Source organism: Pseudomonas sp. MPFS (assembly GCF_022537035.1).
Lineage (GTDB): Bacteria > Pseudomonadota > Gammaproteobacteria > Pseudomonadales > Pseudomonadaceae > Aquipseudomonas > Aquipseudomonas sessilinigenes.
Genome location: NZ_CP066123.1, coordinates 4,763,246 through 4,778,404, shown reverse-complemented (window position 1 = coordinate 4,778,404; position 15,159 = coordinate 4,763,246). Strand labels below are relative to the sequence as shown.

At 66.7% G+C, this 15,159-nt stretch carries 12 protein-coding genes; 9 read left to right on the top strand and 3 right to left on the bottom strand.

What is annotated here, in order from left to right; genetic code table 11:
- Positions 1–150: 150 nt before the first annotated feature.
- From I9018_RS21765 to I9018_RS21755, 3 genes are read left to right on the top strand one after another with little or no spacing between them, the layout of a single operon-like run.
- Positions 151–1,452, top strand: a complete 1,302-nt coding sequence (locus I9018_RS21765) for an MFS transporter (protein ID WP_241107490.1) — start codon at positions 151–153, stop codon at positions 1,450–1,452.
- Positions 1,449–2,204 (top strand): class II aldolase/adducin family protein, encoded by a 756-nt coding sequence (locus I9018_RS21760; protein WP_241107489.1) that lies wholly within the window; start codon positions 1,449–1,451, stop codon positions 2,202–2,204. Before I9018_RS21765 ends, I9018_RS21760 begins: the two co-directional genes overlap by 4 nt.
- Positions 2,201–3,130 carry a glyoxylate/hydroxypyruvate reductase A gene (locus I9018_RS21755; RefSeq protein ID WP_241107488.1) on the top strand — a complete coding sequence of 310 codons (930 nt, stop codon included), beginning with the start codon at positions 2,201–2,203 and terminating at the stop codon, positions 3,128–3,130. The genes I9018_RS21760 and I9018_RS21755 overlap by 4 nt, the downstream gene beginning before the upstream one ends.
- Here the strand turns inward: I9018_RS21755 and I9018_RS21750 are convergent.
- On the bottom strand, positions 3,124–4,059 hold the full coding sequence (locus I9018_RS21750) for a LysR family transcriptional regulator (protein WP_241107487.1): 936 nt from the start codon (positions 4,057–4,059) through the stop codon (positions 3,124–3,126). The genes I9018_RS21755 and I9018_RS21750 overlap by 7 nt on opposite strands.
- Before the next feature lie 180 nt (positions 4,060–4,239).
- Between I9018_RS21750 and I9018_RS21745 the strand changes: the two genes are divergently transcribed.
- Genes I9018_RS21745 through I9018_RS21735 form a run of 3 tightly spaced genes read left to right on the top strand, consistent with a single transcriptional unit; the run spans position 4,240 to position 7,835 of the window.
- Positions 4,240–5,550: an MFS transporter gene (locus I9018_RS21745; RefSeq protein WP_241107486.1), complete on the top strand. Its 1,311-nt coding sequence runs from the start codon at positions 4,240–4,242 to the stop codon at positions 5,548–5,550.
- 19 nt (positions 5,551–5,569) lie between these two features.
- Positions 5,570–6,799 carry a Zn-dependent hydrolase gene (locus tag I9018_RS21740; protein ID WP_241107485.1) on the top strand — a complete coding sequence of 410 codons (1,230 nt, stop codon included), beginning with the start codon at positions 5,570–5,572 and terminating at the stop codon, positions 6,797–6,799.
- A 10-nt stretch (positions 6,800–6,809) separates the two neighbouring features.
- Entirely contained in the window at positions 6,810–7,835 is a 1,026-nt protein-coding gene (locus I9018_RS21735; protein WP_241107484.1) for a histone deacetylase family protein, read from the top strand.
- A 158-nt stretch (positions 7,836–7,993) separates the two neighbouring features.
- Here the strand turns inward: I9018_RS21735 and I9018_RS21730 are convergent, their stop codons facing one another.
- The gene (locus I9018_RS21730; protein ID WP_241107483.1) at positions 7,994–9,931 is read right to left on the bottom strand and encodes an amidohydrolase family protein; all 1,938 of its coding nucleotides are present in this window, start codon (positions 9,929–9,931) and stop codon (positions 7,994–7,996) included.
- Positions 9,932–10,149: 218 nt separating this feature from the next.
- Positions 10,150–10,728, bottom strand: a complete 579-nt coding sequence (locus I9018_RS21725; RefSeq protein ID WP_185702191.1) for a DUF4337 domain-containing protein — start codon at positions 10,726–10,728, stop codon at positions 10,150–10,152.
- 251 nt (positions 10,729–10,979) lie between these two features.
- Here I9018_RS21725 and I9018_RS21720 point away from each other — a divergent pair, with 251 nt between their 5' ends.
- From I9018_RS21720 to I9018_RS21710, 3 genes are read left to right on the top strand one after another with little or no spacing between them, the layout of a single operon-like run.
- Positions 10,980–12,467, top strand: coding sequence for a TolC family protein (locus tag I9018_RS21720; RefSeq protein WP_241107482.1), 1,488 nt, complete (start codon positions 10,980–10,982; stop codon positions 12,465–12,467).
- Positions 12,464–13,576: an HlyD family secretion protein gene (locus I9018_RS21715; protein ID WP_241107481.1), complete on the top strand. Its 1,113-nt coding sequence runs from the start codon at positions 12,464–12,466 to the stop codon at positions 13,574–13,576. Before I9018_RS21720 ends, I9018_RS21715 begins: the two co-directional genes overlap by 4 nt.
- Positions 13,569–15,155 carry a DHA2 family efflux MFS transporter permease subunit gene (locus I9018_RS21710; protein WP_068582688.1) on the top strand — a complete coding sequence of 529 codons (1,587 nt, stop codon included), beginning with the start codon at positions 13,569–13,571 and terminating at the stop codon, positions 15,153–15,155. The genes I9018_RS21715 and I9018_RS21710 overlap by 8 nt, the downstream gene beginning before the upstream one ends.
- Positions 15,156–15,159: the final 4 nt, after the last annotated feature.

Genomic DNA, 15,159 nt, shown 5'->3' with positions numbered 1-15,159 from the left:
ACTCTAGTAGTAGCAAGGCTAATAGTTAGGATAAGAATTCGAAAATTGACTAATCCTGGCACGACGGCGATAAAGCCCACAAGCGCCATAGAGCGCCGCCTGACCAAGCCTTCAGCACCTGCCCATAACTACAAATACACAGGTCCTTGCATGCACAGCACCCCTCAGCCGCGACGCGCCGCGGCAGCGGCCTTCATCGGCACCACCATCGAGTTCTACGACTTCTACATCTACGCCACGGCCGCGGCCCTGGTGCTGGGACAGGTGTTCTTTCCCAGCAGCGACCCGGTGACCAGCACCCTGGCGGCGTTCGGCAGCTTTGCCGTGGGGTTCGTCGCCCGGCCCATGGCGGGCATGGTCTTTGGCCACCTGGGTGATCGCCTCGGACGCAAGAAGATGCTCCTGGTGACCATGGCGCTGATGGGCCTGGCCACCACCGGCATCGGCCTGCTGCCCAGTTATGCCAGCGTCGGCATCTGGGCGCCCATCGGCCTGATCGTGTTGCGGTTGATCCAGGGTATTTCCGTCGGCGGCGAGTGGGGTGGGGCGGTGCTGATGGCCAGCGAACATGCTCCGGCCCGGCGCAAGACCTTCTACGCCTCCTTCGCCCAATTGGGCAGCCCGGCCGGCCTGTTGCTGGCATTGATCGCCTTTCGCCTGGTCACCAGCCTTGCCCCCGAGGACTTCCTCACCTGGGGCTGGCGCCTGCCGTTCCTGGCCAGTGGCGTGCTGATGATGGTGGGCCTGATGATCCGTAGCGGGGTGCATGAGTCGCCGGAATTCGCCAAGGCTCGGGATAACCAGGAGACAGCGCGTTACCCGGTGCTGGAGGTGATCCGCGACTGCTGGCGGCAGATCCTCCTGGCCGCGGCGGCGGTGACCATCGGTTCGGCCGGTTTCTTCTTCACCAACACTTTCATGATCACCTACGTCACCCAGTACCAGGGTATCCCCCGGGCCACCATCCTCGACTGCCTGTTCCTGGTCACCGTGATCCAGCTGCTGTCGCAACCGCTCTCGGCCCTGCTGGCCGAGCGCATCGGCGAAGGGCGCTTCCTGACCCTGGTGGCCCTGCTGTGCATGGTCACGCCGTACCCGATGTTCCTGCTGGTCGGTACCCAGAACATCCTCTTGATGACCCTCGGCATCGCTCTGGCGGTGGTGATCCTGTCGGCGCTGTATGCGGTGATCGCCGGCTACATGACCCAGGCGTTCCCGGTGCACCTGCGCTACTCAGGCATCTCCATCGCCTACCAACTCAGTTGCGCCCTGGCCGGCGGCACCACGCCGCTGCTGGGGACGCTGCTGGCCAGCAAGTTTTCCGGGCAATGGCTGCCCCTGGCGCTGTTCTTCAGCCTGCTGTCGGCGTTGTCGCTGATCGGCGTCTGCGGCTTGGCGCGCATGCGCGCCAAGCCGGTGGTCCAACCCGCTCCCCAAGAGGTGTATCCGTGAGCAAACCTGAACACATGAGTGCCGTCGAATGGCAAGCCCGTTGCGAACTGGCGGCGCTGTATCGCCTGGTGGCGCACTTTCGCATGACCGACCTGATCGACACCCACATCACCTTGCGCATCCCCGGGCCCGAGCACCACTTCCTGATCAACCGCTATGGGGTGATCTTCGACCGCATGCGTGCCAGCGACCTGGTGCGCATCGATCAGGAGGGGCGCATCGTCGATCCCCACTACAGCGGACACCGGGTCAACGCCGCGGGCTTCGTCATCCACTCGGCGATCCACATGGCCCGTCCCGACCTCAATTGCGTGATCCATACCCACACCGCCGCGGGCATGGCAGTGGCGGCCCAGCAGCAGGGCCTGCTGCCCATCAGCCAGCACGCGCTGAAGTTCTACGGCAAGCTGGCCTACCACACCTATGAAGGCATCGCCCTGTCCCTGGACGAGCGCCAGCGCCTGATCGCCGACCTGGGCCCGCACAAGGCCATGATCCTGCGCAACCACGGCCTGCTGGTGGGCGGTGCCAGCGTGGCCCACGCCTTCCACGAGATCCACTTCCTGGAGCGCGCCTGCCAGGCCCAGGTACAGGCCTTGGCCGGTGGCTCGGTGCTCAACTACCCCTCGCCACAGGTCTGTGCCCACACCGCCGAGCAGTTCGAGCGCGACGAGGCCGACCACATCATCGAGCTGGCCTGGGACGCGGCCCTGACCCTGATCGAACACCAGCGCGAGTCCTACCTGTCATGAGCCCTGTGGTGCTGCTGTCCCGTGACCGCCTGTTGCTGCAACAACTGCAGCAGGCCTTTGCCCGCAGTGCGCCGCAGGTGCAGGCATTGCTGGCGGATGACCCCGGGGCTGCCGAGGCACGGCTGGCGGCCTGCTGGTTCCCGCCGCCGGGCAGCCTGCGAGCCTTGCCGGCATTGCAGTTGATCCATTCGGTGGCGGCCGGCATCGATCACCTGGAACACGATCCAGGCTGCCCGCCATTGCCGGTGTGCCGGGTGGTGGACCCCGGACACCGCCAGGGCATGACCGAGTACGTGCGCTGGGCGGTGATCCACTACCACCGGGGCTTCGACCGGGTACTTGGGCAACAGGCCGGGCACTGCTGGGAGCGGCCGCTGCAAGTGCCGGCGCAGGACTTCAAGGTCGGGGTCATGGGCCTGGGTTCCCTGGGCGCAGCCATCGCCCAGGACCTCGCCGGCGCGGGCTACCAGGTGCGTGGCTGGGCCCGCAGCGCCAAGCAGTTGCCCCAGGTGCGGTGCTTTGCCGGCGCCGAGGCGCGGGATGGCTTCCTCGACGGCCTGGACCTGCTGGTCAACCTGCTGCCCCTGACGCCCGAGACCCGGGGCATCCTCGGTCATGCCACCTTCGCCCGGCTGGCGCCAGGGTCGGCGCTGGTCAATTGCGGGCGTGGCGGGCACCTGCGGATCGACGACCTGCAACAGGCCCTGGCCAGTGGCCAACTGCGCGGCGCCTTGCTGGATGTCTTCGACCAGGAGCCGCTGCCGGCGGAGCATCGGCTGTGGAGTCTGCCCGGGGTCACCGTCACCCCGCACATGGCCTCGGCCGCCTCCCACGATTGCATTGCCCGGCAAGTGGCGGAGAACCTGCGCCGCCTGGAGGCGGGCGAACCGCTGCTGAACCTGGCCGACCGCCGCCTGGGTTACTGAGCGTCCAGGCACGCCTGCAAGTGTTCGAGGAACAACGCCTCGGCGCGGCTCAGGCGCTGCTCGCGGTTCCACAGCAGGTGGATGTCGACATCGGCGATGCCCTCGTGGGGCGGTAGCCGCCACAGCAACCCGCTGTCGACATCGGCCGCCACCACATGCTCCGGCAGGCAGCCGATGCCGAACCCGGCGATCACCAGGCGGCGCACTTCTTCCAGGCTGGGGGAGGAGGCGACGATACGTCCGCTGAAGCCCTGCTGGTCGCGGAAGATGGTCAACGGCGAGAGCATGCCGCCGATCTGGTCGCTGGTGAAACTGACGAAGTTCTCCCGTTGCAGGTCGCCCTCGGCCACATCCGCGTGGCCGAACAGCGGGTGGTGCTTGCCACAGAAGAACGCATAGCGCTGGCGCAGGAACAAGCGTTGCTCCAGGCGCGGCTGCGGCCGGCGGTTGAGGCTCAGGCCCAGGGTCGCGGTCTTTTCTTGCAGGGCGCTGACGATGTCCGAACTGCGCATCACGTCCACCTCCAGGTCGACCCGTGGGTGCTGGCGATGAAAGTCCGCCAGGAACTGGTCGAAGCGTTCGTTGCAGATGCGGCTGATGATCAGCAGCCGGACCTTGCCGATCACCTCGTCGGCGGGCTGCTCCAGCACGCTGCCGACCTGGGACACCTGGCCGTAGATCTCCCCGGCCAGGGCGAAGATCTGCTCGCCCACTTCGGTCAGGGCAAAGCGCGGGCCGCGGCGGGCGATCAACTGCCGGCCCAGTTGTTCCTCCAGGCGCTTGAGGGCCTGGCTCACCGCGGGCTGGGTCAGGTGCAGGCGCGCCGCCGCACGGCTGATGCTCAGTTCCTGGCCGATCACCCGGAAGGTGCGCAGCAGGTTCCAGTCCAGGCGGTCGTTGAGCAAGCGGCGGGCATCGTGGTCGGACATGGCGAAGGCTCTGGGGCGGGCGAGGGCTTGATAATAAGCCAGGATAATAATCGAGATAACCAATAGAAAATTGACTGATTATCCCCGGCCGCGGATAAATCCACTCCACAACGGCGCCCGCAGAAGGCGCCTGTGCTGCACCGTCCTCCTGCCAGAACAACAATCAAGGGAGCCTGATCCATGTCCTCCGCCTCGCCTCAACCGCGCCGGGCCGCTGCCGCCGCGTTCATCGGCACCATGATCGAATGGTACGACTTCTACATCTACGCCACGGCCGCGGCGCTGGTATTCGGCGCCTTGTTCTTCCCCTCCAGCGACCCGCTGTTCAGCACCATGGCGGCCTTCGGCACCTTCGCCGTGGGCTTCTTCGCCCGGCCCCTGGGCGGCATCATCTTCGGCCATATCGGCGATCGCATCGGGCGCAAGAAGTCCCTGGTCATCACGTTGCTGATGATGGGCGTGGTCACGGTGTGCATCGGCCTGTTGCCGACCTACGCGCAGATCGGTGCCACGGCGCCGGTGCTGCTGATCCTGTTGCGCATCGTCCAGGGCATCGCCGTGGGTGGCGAGTGGGGCGGGGCAGTACTGATGGCCGGCGAGCATGCGCCCAAGGGCCGACGCAACTTCTTCGCCTCTTTCGCCCAGCTGGGCAGCCCGGCCGGGTTGATCCTCTCGCTGCTGGCGTTCAGCGCCGTGACCCGCTTGCCCGAGGAAGCCCTGATGAGCTGGGGCTGGCGCCTGCCGTTCCTGGCCAGTGCGCTGTTGCTGGTGGTGGGCCTGGCGATTCGCCTGGGGGTGGAGGAGTCGCCGGAATTCCTCGCCAGCCGCGAGCGCGCCGCCAAGGCTGCCCGCCATGAGCAGGCGCCGGTACTGGAAGTCCTGCACAGCGCCTGGCGGCCGTTGCTGCTGTGCATCGGCGCCAACACCCTGGGAATCGCCGGGGTGTACTTCACCAACACCTTCATGATCGCCTACAGCACCCAGCAGCTGCAGATTCCCCGGTCGCTGATCCTCGAGTGCCTATTCGTGGTGGCGATCATCCAGTTCTGCATCCAGCCCCTGGCCGCCTGGGTTGCCGAGAAGATCGGCGCCACGCGCTTCCTGTGCCTGGTGGCGCTACTGGCCATGGCCTCGCCATACCCAATGTTCGTGCTGGTGAGTTCGGCCCAGGCGCCGCTGATGATCCTCGGCATCGCCCTGGCGGTGGTGTGCATGGCGTCCTTCTATGCGGTGATCGCCGGCTACGTCAGCGGCATGTTCGAGACCCGGGTGCGCTACACCGCGATCTCCCTGGCCTACCAGGTCTGCGGCGCTGTGGCCGGTGGCCTGACGCCCTTGATCGGCACCTGGCTGGCCCATCGTTTTCTCGGCCAATGGTGGCCGATGGCGCTGTTCTACAGCCTGATCGCCGCTGTATCGCTGCTGTGCGTGCTAGCCCTGGCGCGCCGGCACGCCGCTGCCCATCGCCTGGAAATGGCATCCCACGCCTGACTGTCTGGAGAACCTGAAGATGTTGAAGATCAATGGCGAACGCCTGTGGGCGAGCCTGATGGCCATGGCCGAGATCGGCGCCACCGCCCGTGGCGGTAGCTGCCGCTTGGCCTTGAGCGAGGAAGACAAGGCCGGTCGCGAACTGTTCGCCCACTGGTGCCGCGAAGCCGGGCTGAGCCTGAGCGTCGATCCCATCGGCAACCTGTTCGCCAGGCGCCCCGGGACCGACCCGCAGGCTGCGCCGGTGATGATCGGCAGCCACCTGGACACCCAGCCCGAAGGCGGCCGTTTCGACGGGGTCTACGGGGTGCTGGCGGGTCTGGAAGTGCTGCGCAGCCTGAACGACCAGGGCATTGCCACCTGCAAGCCGCTGGAGCTGGCGGTCTGGACCAACGAAGAGGGCGCGCGCTTCACCCCGGCGATGTTCGGCTCGGCGGTGTTCACCGGGGCGATGGCCCTGGAAGAAGCGTTGGCGGTGCGCGACGCCGAGGGTATCAGTGTCGCCCAGGCTTTGCAGAACACCGGTTATGCCGGCCAGCGGCCCTTGGGCGGGGCGGTGGATGCCTACTTCGAAGCGCATATCGAGCAGGGACCGATCCTCGAAGACAACGCCAAGAGCATCGGTGTGGTCAGCGGTGGCCAGGCCATCCGCTGGCTCGACATCCAGGTCGAAGGCATGGCCGCCCACGCCGGAACCACGCCGATGCCATTGCGCAAGGACGCCCTGTATGGCGCGGCGCAGATGATCCTGGCGGTGGAGCGACTGGCCGCCGATTTCGCTCCCGAGGGCCTGACCACCGTGGGTGAGTTGAGCATCGCCAAATCCTCGCGCAATACCATTCCCGGCCTGCTGCAATTCACCGTCGACCTGCGCCATCACCAGGACGAGCAGATCGTCGCCATGGAGCAACAGGTCCAGCAGCGCCTGGAGGAGATCGCCCGGCAACGGGGGCTCAAGGTGCGCATCAGCCGCCACTGGATCAGCCCGGCCACGCCGTTCGACGCCGACTGCGTGGCAGCGGTGCAGGAGGCAGTGGACGGCCTGGGCTACCCTCAGCAGTCCATCGTCAGCGGCGCCGGCCATGATGCGATCCTGCTGGCGCGTTACTGCCCGACCGCCATGGTGTTCATTCCCTGTGTCGGCGGCCTGAGCCACAACGAAGCCGAAGATGTCTTGCCCGAGGACGTGCGCCAGGGCGCCGATGTCCTGCTTAACGCCGTGCTGGCCCGTGCCGGCCGGGTCGCCTGAGGAGCCTTGCATGCGCAGTTTTTTCCACCCCGAACAATTGCTTCACCATCCCCGGAGCTATTTCTCCCGGGGCCAGATGCGCACGCCCCAGGAAGTGCCCGAGCGAGCCCGGCGCCTGGTGCAGGCGGTACACACCCTGGGTTTCGCCCTGGAGCAACCGCTGGATGCCGGCCTGCAACCCTTGCTAGCAGTGCATGGTGCGGCCTACCTGGAGTTCCTCGAACAGGCCCATCGGCGCTGGAAGGACATCCCCGAGGACTGGGGCGAGGAGGTCATGTCCAACATCTTCGTGCGTGAGCCCAATGCCCTGCGTGGTGTCCTGGCCCAGGCCGCGCGCTACCTGGCCGACGGCAGTTGCCCGGTGGGCGAGTGGACCTGGCGCTCGGCCTACTGGTCGGCCCAGAGCGCCATCGCCGGGGCCAGGGCGCTGCTCGATGGCGAACCGGTGGCCTACGCCCTGTGCCGCCCGCCGGGGCACCATGCACGGGCCGAGGCTGCCGGTGGCTTCTGCTACCTGAACAACGCGGCCATCGCCGCCCAGGTGCTGCGGGAGCGATACAGCCGGGTCGCGGTGCTCGACACCGACATGCACCACGGCCAGGGCATCCAGGAAATCTTCTACGAGCGCAGCGACGTGCTGTATGTCTCGGTGCACGGCGACCCCACCAACTTCTACCCGGGCATCGCCGGTTTTGCCGAGGAACGTGGCAGCGGCGCGGGCCAGGGCTACAACCTCAACCTGCCCATGGCCCACGGTGCCAGCGAAGAGGATTTCCTCGCGCGGCTGGAGCAGGCCCTGGCCGCGGTACGGGCGTTCGATGCCCAGGTGCTGGTGCTGTCCCTGGGCTTCGACATCTTCGAGCTGGACCCGCAAAGCAAGGTGGCGGTAACCCGTGCCGGCTTCGCCAGCCTGGGCCAGCGTATCCGCGGCCTAGGCCTGCCATGCCTGATCGTCCAGGAGGGCGGTTATCACCTGGAAAGCCTGGAAGACAACGCCCGGGCCTTCTTCGCCGACGCCGCTGCCTGGGCCTGCTGACCGGATCAGACGCTGGCTGTGTGTTTGCCAGGGGAGCGGCTGGACGGCACTCGCCCTCTGGCGCGAGCCTTTACCTTTCCCTGAGTGTTGGCATCTGCAACGGCCCGAGTGTCCCGCAACACCATCGCCGGTGCTGCGGGAGAGGGCTTGCCGAGGTGTCAGCTGGCGCTGCTGGAGTACACCCGCTGGCCGCCTTTCCAGGTCTCATGCACCGTGATGTCGCGGAGGCTGGTGGCTGGGACGTTTTCGTCCAGCGGGTCCTGCTCGAGGATCACGAAGTCGGCGAAGTTGCGCTCAGCCAGGGAGCCGGTCCAGGCTTCGGCATTGCACTGCCAGGCGGCATCGTAGGTGATGGCCTTCAGCGCTTGTTTACGCGTCAGGCACTCTTCGGGGTTGAGCACCGGCAACTGTTGCGGGTCCCGCACATAAGGCGTCTGTCCTGGGAGGCGCAGGCCTTCCATCTTGCGCGTCACCGCCTGCTCCATCGAGCGCAGCGGGCCCAGCGGCGTGACCGTGCAATCGCTGTGCAGGGAGATCCGCAGGTCCTTGCCCAGCGCCATCTGGCACAGGTCGAGCATGGTGTCGGCGCGATTCTCGAAGATCGCCTGCTGGAAGGCGTAGCCCCAGTAGCCGACATGCCCCACCAGGAAACTGGGCGACAGCCCCAGCTTGACCATGGTCTTGAGGCGATCTTCGCTGAGCAGCGAGCAGTGTTCGATGCGGTGGCGCTTGTTCAGGCCCACACCCTGCTCGAAGGCTTTCTGGTAGGCCTGCAGGGTGAAGTCGATGGCCCGGTCGCCATTGGCGTGGATCATCAGCGGCCAGCCCTTGGCGGCGACGGCCTGGACCAGGTCCTGGTAGGTGACGGGGAGGTCTTGCGGATCCTGCTCGCCCTCATCGCAGAAGTTGAAGTTGCCCTTGGGGCGGGTACCGGCATTGCAGCAGTAATCGGCGGTCTGGTAACCGGTCAGCCCCTGGTTGGAGCCGTCCGAGACCAGTTTCACCGAGCCCTGGTACATGCGCTTGGCCTGTTCGCGGGTGGCCGCCTGATAGGCCGGTAGCTGGCTGATGCTCTTGGCCGTGCCGTTGCAGGCCGCGGCGTAGCCGATGCGCAGGGTCCGCGGATGGTTGAGGAAATAGGCATCCAGCAGCAGCTTGGAGATGGGGTCCATCATGGCGTCGTACAACAGGGTGATACCGCGCCGCGCGGCGGTGGCGAAGTAGTGGTCCAGGCGCTTGAAGATGTTGAGCATCTCCAGTTGCTGCTTGAGGGGAATGACCAGGATCGCCTTGAGCACATCCTCTTCCTGCACCGTGCCGTTAGTGACCGTGATCCCGGCCTGGGTGACCCGTTCGCTGGCGGCGCTGTTCAGGTAGGCGGTGTGCATCGAGGCGCTGACCAGCAGCATCGGGTGCAGCTTGTCGATGCTGTCCAGGTTGCCGACTTCTTCGTCGAAGCCGCAGCCCAGGGTGATGAGCTGGTTCTGGCCCCCGGGCACCACCTTGAACGGCATCAGCGCCGGGTCGACCATGTGCCCGAGGATCCAGGTCGAGTTGTCCTTGGGGAGCTGGGCCTGGATGGTGCTCTTGAGCCAGTTCCAGTCATAGACGGGGCGCAGTCGCTGGTTCTGCCGCTCGTCATGGTTGAAGGTTTTGCTGTCGGGGTCGGTATCGACGTCATTGACGATGGCGCCCAGGTTCAACCAGCCATCCATGGCACAGCTCTGCACGATATGGGCATGGGGTTCCACCAGGCCGGGGAGCAGTGTCCTGCCGCCCAGGTCCTGGGTGGTGTAGGCGAGCTTCAAGTCCTGCATGCGCGCCTTGACCTCGGCCAGGGTGCCGACGGCCACCACATCGCCGGCATGGATGCCCAGGGCATCGACCCGGTCGTCCATATTGCCCTCGCGCAGGGGATAGATGGTGCCATTGGTGAAGACGATGGATGCGCCGTCCGGCTCCTGCAGCGGGCCATGGGCTTCGCGGGGCAGCCCGGCCATGTAGCGGGCCGGGTCGAGGCTGTGCTTCAGCGCTTCCCAGACCGGGTTGTGGCATCCGCACTGGATGTAGTCGTGATCATTTCCATTTGATCCCATGATGCGTTCCTCAAGGTTCTTGGTGGTTTGAGGGGTAAAGGTCCATGAGCCAGGAGCACGGGCAGGTAGGATCCGGCTCGCGCTGAGCGTAGCAGCCGTTCGCCGGGCGAGCTGGCCCATTGCCAGGAGCGGCCCGGTCCTGCGCCGGCCCGTGGCGGGGTTGGTTGGGGGGCGGATTGGCAAACGCAGGCAGCCCTCGAGGATTTCCAGGCGCGCCGCTAGATATGCAACCAGGCCAACGACCCCAGCAGCACGCTGGCCCCGGCCGTGCCATAGGCCAGGCGCGCCAGCCATTGCTTGCGGGTCAGCAGGGTGATGGCCGCCATCGAGATCGCGATCTGGATCGCCATCATCGCCTGGGCCCAGCGATGGTGCTGGTGCAAGGCGGCTTCGGACTGTTCATCCCAATCCTGGGCCTGGGCTTCCAGGGCTTCGGCCTTGAGGCGCACGGCTTCCTTTTCCTTCTGGTAGCGCTGGGCCTCGATGCTGTAGTGCTTGGCGTCGACCCCGGGGATGTGGGCTGCCAGCTCCGCCAGGTTCTGCCGGCTGGACTTGGCCTGGTAGTAGTTCCACTGGTTGGCCGCCTCGGTCTTTTTCATCGCCGCATTGTTCTTGTCCATCGCCGCCAGGCTCTCGCTGGAGCCGGCCTGGTAGCTCAGCAAGGCACCGAGGGTGGCCATGATCGCCGTGGTGACGGCGATCTTGCTGGCGAAGCTGTCATTGCGGGCATGGGCCTGTTCGCTCACGTGTTCCACATGCTGTTCGTGGGGGCTGGGCACTTCGAAATCTTCGGTCATGGCGATCGATCGAAAGGAGGGAAAGGAGGAGTGGCAAAGTGTATCCACGGCCTCGTGGGGTGGCTGGACTGGCGCACGTTCGTTCAGCTGGGCGACAGCCTTGGGGCAGGCCTGGGATGCCAGTTCGATAGCACAGCGTCGGACGAGCGGCAGAAAATGACCATTTTGCGATGGTTAAAAGGAAATTCTCGTTAGACGGTCGTCAGGGGCCTTTTTAAAGTGAGGTGCATCGAACCATCGAGTACCCCCTCATGCCTATTCATCGTGGGCCCGTGCTGGCCCTGTGCGCCCTGCTGGGCGCCTGTAGCGTCGGCCCGCAACGGCCGCCGAGCACCACCCTGGAGCTGCCCGCCACGCCAGCCGCGACCCCGGAACCCGACGACCAGTGGTGGCGGTTGTACCGGGACCCGGCGCTGAATGCCGCCGTGCAGGAAGCCCTGGGGCAGAACCGCGACTTGCGGGCGGCGGCGGCCAACCTGTTGCAAGCCAGGGCCCTGTTGCGTGAAGCCGATACCCTGGACCAGCCGCAGACCCAGTTGTCGGCCAACGCCGGTTATGGCAGCACGGCGGACGACCAGCTGGAAGCGGCCCTGGGCGACAACCGACGTATCCGCACCGGTACTCGCTACGGCATCGGCCTGGATGTGCAGTGGGAGATGGACCTGTTCGGTCGCTTGCATGGCCTGGAGCAAGCGGCCCGGGCCGATGCCGACGCCGCAAGGGCTGCCGAGGACGGCCTGCGGGTGGTGGTGGCCGCCGAGACCACCCGCGCCTGGCTGCAAGCCTGCAGCTATGGCCAGCGCCTGGATGTGGCGCGCCAGTCCCTGGCACTGGTGGAGCAGGGCCGTGACCTGACTGCCGAGCTGCATCGTTCCGGCGCCGCGCTGCCCCTGGACGTGGCCCGGGCCGAGGGGCTGGTGGGCCAGGTGCGCGCCGCCGTGCCGCCACTGGAGGCCGGGCGCCAGCGGGCCCTGGCCGAACTGGCGGTACTGTTGGGACGCCTGCCGGGTGATGTGCCGGCCCGGGCGCAAGCCTGTCGCCAGCCTCCGGCGCTGATTGCCAGCCTGCCGGGCGATGATGCCCTGGCCATGTTGCGTCGGCGGCCGGACGTGAGCCAGGCCGAACGTCGGCTGGCGGCGGCCACGGCGCGTATCGGCGTAGCCCGGGCCGAGCTCTATCCGCGTATCAGCCTGGGTGTCGGGATCGCCAGTTCGGCCCATCATCCTGACGGTTTCGACGAGCGCGACGCCTCGGTCTGGCGCCTGGGACCGTTGCTGTCCTGGAGCTTTCCCAATATCAGCGCAGTACGTGCCCGGATCGCCCAGGCCGATGCCCGTGAAAGCGTGGCGCTGGCGGAATTCGACCGCAGCATCCTGGTGGCGCTCAAGGAGCAGCGCCAGGCCCTGAGCGACTACCAGGCCGCCGGGCAGCGCCAGCAGGACCTGCAGCTGGCGGCCGAACGCAACCACGAGGCCCTGCGCCTGGCCGGCCTGGCCCGCGCCGCCGGAGCGTCCAGTGCCCTGGACTACCTCGATGCCCAGCGCACCGATGTGGCTTCCCGATCCGCGGCGGCGCGGGCCGACGGCCAACTGATCGACGCCCAGGTCCTGGTATTCAAGGCTTTCGGTGGCGGCTGGCGCGATGCCCCGCCGGTGATCCTGCCCACCGTGGACCGTGACAGCCACGCATCGTCCTTTCGCTCTTCCTCCTCTCAAGCCACTGGCGAGTCCCTGCAATGACCGATACCGCTTCTACTTCCGCTTCCCCTATCCATGGCCTGACCCGACGCCGCCTGTTGCTGTACGCCGGGCTGGTCCTGGGCCTGCTGCTGATCCTGGCCTGGAGCCTGTACTGGTGGTTCAACGGTCGTTTCCTGGTGGTGACCGACAATGCTTACCTGCGTGCCGATATCGTCACCATCGCGCCCAGGGTGGCCGGCTACCTGGCCAGTGTCGAGGTACGTGACAACCAGCTACTCAAGGCCGGCGACCTGCTGGCTCGGATCGACGACAGCGATTACTCGGCACGGGTGGAGCAGGCCGAGGCCGTGCTGCGCGAAGCCCGTGCCGAATTGCGCACGGGGCAAGCCCGGTTGGCCAACCTGGGGGCGCGCCAGCAGCAACAGCAGAGCCTGATCGGCGAAGCCCAGGCACAAGTGAGCGCGGCCCAGGCCGAGTCGTTGCGTGCTGGCCAGGAAGGGCGCCGGCAACGGCACCTGGCCAGCCAGCAGGTCAGTAGTGTGCAGCAATTGGAAAGCGCCGATGCCCTGGCGCGCCAGGCCGACGCTGCGTTGGTCGCTGCCCGGGCCAGCCTGGCCGCGCGCCGCCAGCAAGTGGCGGTGCTCGATACCGAGCAGCAGAGTGCCCGGGCCCAGCTGGACAAGCTCGAAGCCGGCGTGGCCCGCAGCGAGGCCCAGTTGCGCCTGGCCCGTATCGACCTGGCCCGTACCGAGCTGCGCAGCCCCGTGGATGGGGTCGCCGGGCAACGCAGCCTGCGCGCGGGGCAGTATGTGGAAGTGGGGGCGCCGCTACTGGCGGTCGTGCCCCAGGAGGCCTACGTGGTGGCCAACTACAAGGAGACCCAGGTCGACGGCATGCGCCCCGGGCAAGTCGCCCAGGTCGAGGTCGACGCCCTGGGTGGCCAACGGCTCAGCGGTCGGGTGGAGAGCTTCGCCCCGGCTTCTGGCGCGCAGTTCGCCCTGCTGCCACCGGACAACGCCACCGGCAACTTCACCAAGATCGTGCAACGCATGCCGGTGCGCATCCACCTGGACCCCGGGCAGCCGCGCCAGGCCGAGTTGCGCCCAGGCATGTCGGTGGTGGTGACCGTGGATACCCGCCATGACTAGTGCCGAGCGCTTGGCCGAGCCAGCGGCCGAGGCAGTGCCGGCGATCAGCCTGCGTACCTGGGTGGCGGTGCTGGGCAGCGTGGTCGGCTGCTTCATGGCCGGAATGAACGTGCACGTGACCAACGCCTCGCTGCCGGATGTGCGCGGCTCCTTGGGCGCTACGTTCGAGGAGGGTTCATGGATCACCACCGCCTACCTGGTGGCCGAGATCATCATCATCCCCATGACCGGCTGGCTGGTGTCAGTGTTCTCCATGCGCCGGGTGCTGATGGTCGGTACCGCCGGCTTCGTACTGTTCTCCATCGCCTGTTCCCTGGCGCCGAACATCCACAGCCTGATCCTGGCGCGGGTGCTGCAGGGAGCCTTTGGCGGCGTACTGATCCCGCTGTCGTTCCAACTGATCGTCACCGAGCTGCCGGCGGCCCGCCATCCCCTGGGCATGGCGCTGTTCGCAGTGGCCAACAACGTCGCCCAGGCGGCGGGCCCATCCCTGGGCGGCTGGCTCACGGATGCTTACTCCTGGCGCTGGATCTTCTACCTGCAAGTGCCACCGGGGTTGCTGCTGCTGGCAGCCATCGGCTGGTCGGTGCGCCCGCAGCCCATGGTCCTGGAGAAGTTGCGCCAGGGAGACTGGGGCGGCATCGCCAGCATGGCGGTGGGCCTGGCGGCCTTGCAGATCATGCTGGAGGAGGGCGGGCGCCATGATTGGCTGGCCTCGTCGTTCATCGTCAACTGCGCGGTGCTGGCCTGCGTCGGCCTGCTGGCCTTCACGGTCATCGAACTGCGTCGCCCGCAGCCACTGATCAACCTGCGGCTGCTGGCTCGCTACAACTTCGGCATCGCCAGCCTGATGCAATTTACCTTCGGTGCGGTGGTATTCGGCGTGGTGTTCCTGGTGCCCAACTACTTCGCCGAGATCCACGGCTACAACGCCCGGCAGATCGGCCTGATGATGATTCCCTACGGCCTGGTGCAGTTCGCCATGTCCTTCGCTACACCGCACCTGATGCGCTGGACCAGCGCGCGAACGATCATCATCGCCGGCTTTGCCATTACCGGCATCGGTTGCCTGATGAACATGCACCTGAACCCCGATGCCTCGGTCAACGTCATCGTGCCGTCGCTGGTGATCCGTGGCATCGGTCAGTCGCTGGTGGTGGTGGCGCTGGGGGTGATGGCCATCCAGGGGTTGGAAAAAGACCAGGTGGGTTCGGCCTCGGGGCTGTTCTCCATGGTGCGCAACGTCGGTGGCGCCATTGGTATCGCCCTGTCCAGCCAGGTGGTGGTGGAGCGTGAGAAATTCCATGGTCAGCGCATTGGCGAGTCGGTGAGCCTGTTCGCCCAGGCCACCCAGGAGCGTCTGGTGGAGTGGGTGCGGATGCTCGCCCAGGTGCCGCTGGACTACGCCAGCGCGCTGCATTCGGCGGCGGCCGCGCCCTTGCGCCGACAGGCCCTGGAATTGATGAACCGGGTGTTGCATCGCGATGCCCTGCTCATGGCCTACAGCGATGCCTTCCTGCTGGCTGGGGCCGCGATGTTGTTGTGCGTGCTGGCCGGATTGCTCCTGCGCCGGGCCTGAATGC

What these genes read in the sequence shown, in the direction of transcription:
- I9018_RS21765 (WP_241107490.1), top strand. Translation starts at nt 151, where the DNA reads ATGCACAGCACCCCTCAGCCGCGACGCGCCGCGGCAGCGGCCTTCATC.
- I9018_RS21755 (WP_241107488.1), top strand. Translation starts at nt 2,201, where the DNA reads ATGAGCCCTGTGGTGCTGCTGTCCCGTGACCGCCTGTTGCTGCAACAA.
- I9018_RS21750 (WP_241107487.1), bottom strand. Translation starts at nt 4,059, where the DNA reads ATGTCCGACCACGATGCCCGCCGCTTGCTCAACGACCGCCTGGACTGG.
- I9018_RS21745 (WP_241107486.1), top strand. Translation starts at nt 4,240, where the DNA reads ATGTCCTCCGCCTCGCCTCAACCGCGCCGGGCCGCTGCCGCCGCGTTC.
- I9018_RS21740 (WP_241107485.1), top strand. Translation starts at nt 5,570, where the DNA reads ATGTTGAAGATCAATGGCGAACGCCTGTGGGCGAGCCTGATGGCCATG.
- I9018_RS21735 (WP_241107484.1), top strand. Translation starts at nt 6,810, where the DNA reads ATGCGCAGTTTTTTCCACCCCGAACAATTGCTTCACCATCCCCGGAGC.
- I9018_RS21730 (WP_241107483.1), bottom strand. Translation starts at nt 9,931, where the DNA reads ATGGGATCAAATGGAAATGATCACGACTACATCCAGTGCGGATGCCAC.
- I9018_RS21725 (WP_185702191.1), bottom strand. Translation starts at nt 10,728, where the DNA reads ATGACCGAAGATTTCGAAGTGCCCAGCCCCCACGAACAGCATGTGGAA.
- I9018_RS21720 (WP_241107482.1), top strand. Translation starts at nt 10,980, where the DNA reads ATGCCTATTCATCGTGGGCCCGTGCTGGCCCTGTGCGCCCTGCTGGGC.
- I9018_RS21715 (WP_241107481.1), top strand. Translation starts at nt 12,464, where the DNA reads ATGACCGATACCGCTTCTACTTCCGCTTCCCCTATCCATGGCCTGACC.
- I9018_RS21710 (WP_068582688.1), top strand. Translation starts at nt 13,569, where the DNA reads ATGACTAGTGCCGAGCGCTTGGCCGAGCCAGCGGCCGAGGCAGTGCCG.